The 5,712-nt window shown below is 69.7% G+C and carries 6 protein-coding genes; 2 read left to right on the forward strand and 4 right to left on the reverse strand.

Annotated features, from left to right (window positions below):
- Positions 1-958 (forward strand): hybrid sensor histidine kinase/response regulator (locus tag AC1D1T_RS29540; protein ID WP_477993032.1); only part of this gene is annotated, 958 nt, incomplete at its 5' end.
- Between the two features lie 23 nt (positions 959-981).
- Positions 982-2,004, forward strand: a complete 1,023-nt coding sequence (gene hemH, locus AC1D1T_RS29545) for a ferrochelatase (protein WP_477993033.1) — start codon at positions 982-984, stop codon at positions 2,002-2,004.
- Here the strand turns inward: hemH and AC1D1T_RS29550 are convergent, their stop codons facing one another.
- The 4 genes from AC1D1T_RS29550 to AC1D1T_RS29565 form a co-directional block, all read right to left on the reverse strand.
- Positions 2,005-3,009: a tripartite tricarboxylate transporter substrate-binding protein gene (locus AC1D1T_RS29550; RefSeq protein ID WP_477993034.1), complete on the reverse strand. Its 1,005-nt coding sequence runs from the start codon at positions 3,007-3,009 to the stop codon at positions 2,005-2,007. It abuts the gene before it with no gap.
- 31 nt (positions 3,010-3,040) lie between these two features.
- Positions 3,041-4,546: a tripartite tricarboxylate transporter permease gene (locus tag AC1D1T_RS29555; protein WP_465113011.1), complete on the reverse strand. Its 1,506-nt coding sequence runs from the start codon at positions 4,544-4,546 to the stop codon at positions 3,041-3,043.
- A gap of 19 nt (positions 4,547-4,565) precedes the next feature.
- The gene (locus AC1D1T_RS29560) at positions 4,566-5,078 is read right to left on the reverse strand and encodes a tripartite tricarboxylate transporter TctB family protein (RefSeq protein WP_052212736.1); all 513 of its coding nucleotides are present in this window, start codon (positions 5,076-5,078) and stop codon (positions 4,566-4,568) included.
- Between the two features lie 99 nt (positions 5,079-5,177).
- Positions 5,178-5,712 (reverse strand): Bug family tripartite tricarboxylate transporter substrate binding protein (locus AC1D1T_RS29565; RefSeq protein WP_477993035.1); only part of this gene is annotated, 535 nt, incomplete at its 5' end.

A 5,712-nucleotide genomic window follows, 5' to 3' on the forward strand; every position in this document is an offset into this window, starting at 1 on the left:
GCAGAAAGTGGAGGAAGGCGCCTTGACACTGGACATGGGACGGGTGGCGCTCGACGACCTGGTCGCGCGCACGATCGACCTGCTGGCGCCGATGGCGCGCACGCGCGGCATCCGCTTCGACAACGCGCTGCCCTCGCCGCTGCGCGTGCGGGCCGATGCGCAGCGGCTGCGCCAGGTGCTGCTGAACGTGGCCTCGAACGCGGTCAAGTACAACCGCCCCGGCGGCGTGGTGCGCTGGGCCCTGCGCCAGGAGCGCCCCGAACGGCTCACGCTGATGGTCGAGGACGAGGGCACCGGCTTGTCGCCCGAGCAGCTGAGCCGCCTGTTCCAGCCCTTCGAGCGACTCGGCAAGGAGACCTCGACCATCGAGGGCACCGGCCTCGGCCTGATCATCGCGCGCAGCCTGATGCAGGCGATCGGCGGCGACCTGCAGGTGACGAGCCGCTTCGGCCACGGCACCTGCGTGCTGCTCGACATGGTCTGCGACCCCGATGGCACCGCCACCGACCTCGCGCCGCTCGCCGACGACCCGTGCGAGCCCGCCGCCGCACCCGCAGCCCCCCGGCGCGATGCGCTGCGCATGATGTACGTCGAGGACAACCGCATCAACGCGATCCTGTTCGAGGAGGCGCTGCGGCTGCACCACGGCGCCATCGACCTGCGCATCGCCGAGGACGGCGAGGAGGCGCTCGAGATCGCGCGCGAATGGCAGCCCGAGGTGCTGGTGCTCGATGCCCACCTGCCGGGCATGACCGGCTTCGAGGTGCTGCACCTGCTGCGCCGGCTGCCGGGCCTGGCTTCGGCTCCCGCGTACATGTGCTCGGCCGATGCGATGCCCGAGGACGTGCAGCGCGCCTACGAGGCCGGCTTCATCGGCTACTGGACCAAACCGATCGACATCGCCGCGGTGGTGGCCGACATCGACCAGCTGCTGCAGTCGCCCGCGCTGGCCGGCTGAGAGCCTCCCCGATAATCCGGCCGATGCGCTTCTCTCCCGAACCTCCCGCCCCCACCCGCCCTGCCCCCGCCACCGCCGTCCTGCTGTGCAACCTGGGCACCCCCGATGCGCCGACCGCTGCCGCGGTGCGCCGCTACCTCGCGCAGTTCCTCAGCGACCCGCGCGTCGTCGAGATCCCCAAGCTGCTGTGGTGGCTGATCCTGCACGCCATCATCCTGCGCGTGCGGCCGGCCAAGTCGGCGGCCAAGTACGCAACGGTGTGGATGCCCGAAGGCTCGCCGCTGAAAGTGTGGACGCAGAAGCAGGYCAGGCTGCTGGCAGGCTACCTGGGCGAGCGCGGCCACCGGGTGCAGGTGGCCTTCGCGATGCGCTACGGCACGCCGGCGATCGGCCGCGAACTCGACGCGCTGAAGGCCGCCGGCGCCACCCGCATCCTGGTGCTGCCGATGTACCCGCAGTACTGCGCGGCGACGACGGCCAGCGTCAACGACGCGATCTACCAGTGGGCGCAACGGGTTCGCGCGCTGCCCGAGCTGCGYTTCGTCAACCGCTACCACGACGACCCGGCCTACATCGCGGCGCTGGCCAAGCGCGTGTCGGACCACTGGATGTCGCACGGCCGGCCGGACAAGCTGGTGATGAGCTTCCACGGCATGCCGCGCCGCACGCGCGATCTGGGCGACCCGTACCACGGCGAATGCCTGGAGACCGGGCGCCTGCTGGCGCAGCGACTCGACCTGAAGGACGACCAATGGCTCGTGACCTTCCAGAGCCGCTTCGGCAAGGCCGAATGGCTGCAGCCCTACACCGAGCCGACGCTGGTCGGGCTGGCAAAGCAAGGCGTCAGGCGCGTCGACGTGATGTGCCCGGGCTTCACCGCGGACTGCCTGGAGACGCTCGAGGAAATCGCGCAGGAGGCGCGCGATGCCTTCCTCGAGGCCGGCGGGGCGGAGTTCAACTACATCCCGTGCCTGAACGACCAGCATGAGTGGATCGCCGCGCTGAGCGCGATCGCGATCCGCCACCTGCAGGGATGGCCCGCCTGATCAGGCCGTCTTCAGCTTGAGGATGTAGACGAGCGCATCCGCCATCGCCTTGTCGAGCTCCATCGACTCGGCAAACTCGGTGCCCACCTGCCAGCTCGGCTGCCAGTCGTTGYGCACCAGCGCGGCCTGCCAGCTGGGGTGCTGGGTCGCCTTCTGCAGCGAGGCACGCAGGTTGGCCACCTGCGCATCGGACATGCCGGCCGGCGCGAAGATGCCGCGCCAGTTCGCCAGGTCGACGTCGAGGCGCTGCTCGCGGAACGACGGGATGCCGAACAGCCCGCGCCGCGAGCTGATCGCCAGCGCCCGCAGCTTGCCTGACGAGATGCCCGATTTCAGCTCGCCGAAGCCGGACACCGCCGCCGCCACCTTGCCGGCCGCCAGCGCCTGCATCACCTCGGCCCCGCTGCTCGACGGCACATAGACCAGCTTGCCCGGATCAGCCCCGGCCGCGCGCGCCACCAGCGCGGCGCACATGTGGTCGACGCCGCCGGCCCCGCCGCCGGCCAGCGGCACCTCGGCGATGTTCTTCACCAGCGCGGCCTGGAAATCCTTGATCGTCTGGAACTTCGAATCGGTCGGCACCACCAGCGCCAGCACCTCGCTGGTCAGGCGTGCAACCGGTTTCACGCGTGCCAGAGTGATGGCCGGGCGATTCAGCGCGATCGAGCCGACCATCACGAAGCCGCCGACCATCACCGAATCCTGGGCATCCGAGTATTTCTCCACGAATTCGGCCAGCCCGATGATGCCGCCCTTGCCGCCCTTGTTCTCGTAGACGATCTCGCTGGCCTGCCCGGAGGCCACCAGCGCGTCGCCGACCGCGTGGCCGGTGCCGTCCCAGCCGCCCCCGGGGTTGGCCGGGATCAGGATGCGCAGCTTGCCGAGCGGTGCGGGGCCGGTGGCGGCCAGGCTGGCCGTCGGCACGGCGGGCGCGATGCCGGCGGCGGCCGAGGCAGCCATCCAGCGGAGAACGGAGCGGCGGTTCTGGGAACGATGGGACTTCATGGGGAAGATCCTTGCTGTGAGGAAGGGCCGGTCAGGCCAGCGCCACGGTACGTCGGCGCCGCAGCCGGGTCAACAGCGGCGGGACGATCAGGACCGCCACGCACACCAGCAGGATAGTCGCCGACAACGGCCGTTCAATGAACACCGTCCATTTGCCCTCCCCGATGGACATGGCGTTGCGCATGTGGGCCTCGCCGAGCGGGCCGAGGATCATGCCGACGATCACCGGGGCGGTCGGGAAGTCGAAGCGGCGCATCAGCACGCCCAGCAGCCCGATGCCGTACAGCAGGAACAGGTCGAAGGCCGATTGCCGCATGCCGTAGACGCCGACCGTCGCGAAGATCAGGATGCCCGCGTAGAGCGCCGGCTTCGGGATCTTCAGCAGCTTCACCCACAGCCCGACCAGCGGCAGGTTCAGCACCAGCAGCATCACGTTGCCGATGTACATCGACGCGATCAGCGCCCACACCAGCGCCGACGAGGTCTGGAACAGCGTCGGGCCGGGCTGGATGCCGTAGTTCTGGAACGCCGACAGCAGGATCGCCGCGGTGGTGGAGGTGGGGATGCCCAGCGTCAGCAGCGGCACCAGCGTGCCGGCCACCGCCGCGTTGTTGGCGGCCTCCGGGCCGGCCACGCCTTCGATCGCGCCGACGGTGCCGAACTCTTCCGGGTGCTTCGACAGCTTGCGCTCGGCGCCGTACGACAGGAAGGTCGGGATCTCGGTGCCGCCGGCCGGGATGGTGCCGAACGGGAAGCCGATCAGCGTGCCGCGCAGCCAGGCCGGCCACGAGCGCTTCCAGTCGCCCTTCGTCATCCACAGGCTCGACATCTTGTTGCGCGTCTCGTCCTGGCGGCCCTCGTACATCATCGTATACATCGCCTCGCCGACCGCGAACAGCCCGACCGCCACCAGCACCACCTCGATGCCGTCGACCAGTTCGGGCACGTTGTTCAGCGTGAAGCGCGCCTGGCCGGAGATCTGGTCGATGCCGATGATGCCGATCGACAGGCCCAGCACCAGGCTGGTCATGCCGCGCAGCGTGCTCTGCCCGAGCACCGACGACACGGTCGTGAAGGCCAGCAGGATCAGCGCGAAGTACTCCGGCGGGCCGAAGCGCAGCGCGAACTCGGCGAGGCCGGGCGCGAACAGCGTGACGAGCACCGTGGCGATCGTGCCGGCGAAGAACGAGCCGATCGCCGAGGTGGCGAGCGCCGCGCCGGCGCGGCCGCTCTTGGCCATCAGGTTGCCCTCCATCGCGGTGACCATGCTGCCGGTCTCGCCCGGGGTGTTCAGCAGGATCGAGGTGGTCGAGCCGCCGTACATCGCGCCGTAGTAGATGCCGGCGAACATGATCATCGACGCGGTCGGTTCGACGTGCGAGGTGATCGGCAGCAGCATCGCCACCGTCAGTGCCGGGCCGATCCCGGGCAGCACGCCGATCGCGGTGCCGATCAGGCAGCCGAGCAGCGCCCACATCAGGTTGATCGGCGTGCCCGCCGTCATGAAGCCTTGCAGCAGCGAATTCCAGATGTCCATGATGGTGATGCTCTAGAGGTCAGATCCAGCCGGAGCTGGTGAGGCCGGGGAGGGTCAAACCCAGCAGCTTCGTGAACAGCCAGTAGACCGGCGCCGACAACGCGGCACCGACCAGCACGTCGCGCACCCAGTCGGCCAGCGTCGCGCGCCCCGCCCCCATCGACAGCCGGAAACCGCGCGCCGCCAGCACGAACAGCAGCGAGCACGACGGGATGAAGCCCACGCGGGTGATCAGCGCCGCATTCAGCAGCAGGCCGGCCGACAGCCAGGCCATGCCGGCCCAGTACGGCGCGGGGGTGTCCTCGCTGCCCTCGGGCATCGCGCGAAAGCCGCCGGTCGCGGCCTGCACGATCAGCAGCAGCCCGCACAGCGCCATCGCCGCCGCCATCAGCCACGGCAGGAAACCCGCGCCGACGCCCCCGTAGCCGGCCTCGCTCTTGATCTGCGCCGCACCGATGGCCATCACGGCCCCCAGGCCGATCGCGCCGGCACCGATGCCGATCTCGGATCGCTTGTTCATGGGCTTGTTCATGGTCTACCTCCTTGCGTCATTCAATCCGCCCCTCAAACGCAGGCTGGCCGGCGCACAGCGCCGGCCAGCCGTACTGCAGGGAACCTGCGATCCGGGCAGTTACAGCATGCCCAGCTTCAGCATCAGCGCACGCAGGCGCGCGGTGTCGTCGTCGACGAACTTGCCGAAGTCGTCGCCGGTCATCAGCGCCGAGTTCCACTTGTTGTTGGCCAGCGTCTCGGCCCAGCTCTTGGTCTTGGTGGCCTTGGAGACCGCCTCGACCAGCTTCTGGCGCTGTGCCGGCGTGATGCCGGGCGCGCCGTACACGCCACGCCAGTTGCCGATCGACACGTTGATGCCCTGCTCGACCAGCGTCGGGATGTCCGAGCCGCGGATGCGGTTCGGCGCCGTGACGCCGATCGCGCGCATCTTGCCGGTCTTGATGAACTCCTCGAACTCGGCCAGGCCGCTGGTGCCCACCGTGATGTGGCCGCCCAGCACCGCGGCCGTCGCCTCGCCGCCGCCCTTGAACGGCACGTAGTTGATCTTGGTCGCGTCGACGCCGGCCTCGCGCGCGATCATCGCGACGCTGACGTGGTCGACCGAGCCCTTCGAGCCGCCGCCCCACTTGACGCTGCCGGGGTCCTTCTTCATC

This window comes from Rhizobacter sp. P2_H3 (genome assembly GCF_056403355.1).

What these genes read in the sequence shown, in the direction of transcription:
- AC1D1T_RS29555 (WP_465113011.1), bottom strand. Translation starts at nt 4,546, where the DNA reads ATGGACATCTGGAATTCGCTGCTGCAAGGCTTCATGACGGCGGGCACG.
- AC1D1T_RS29560 (WP_052212736.1), bottom strand. Translation starts at nt 5,078, where the DNA reads ATGAACAAGCCCATGAACAAGCGATCCGAGATCGGCATCGGTGCCGGC.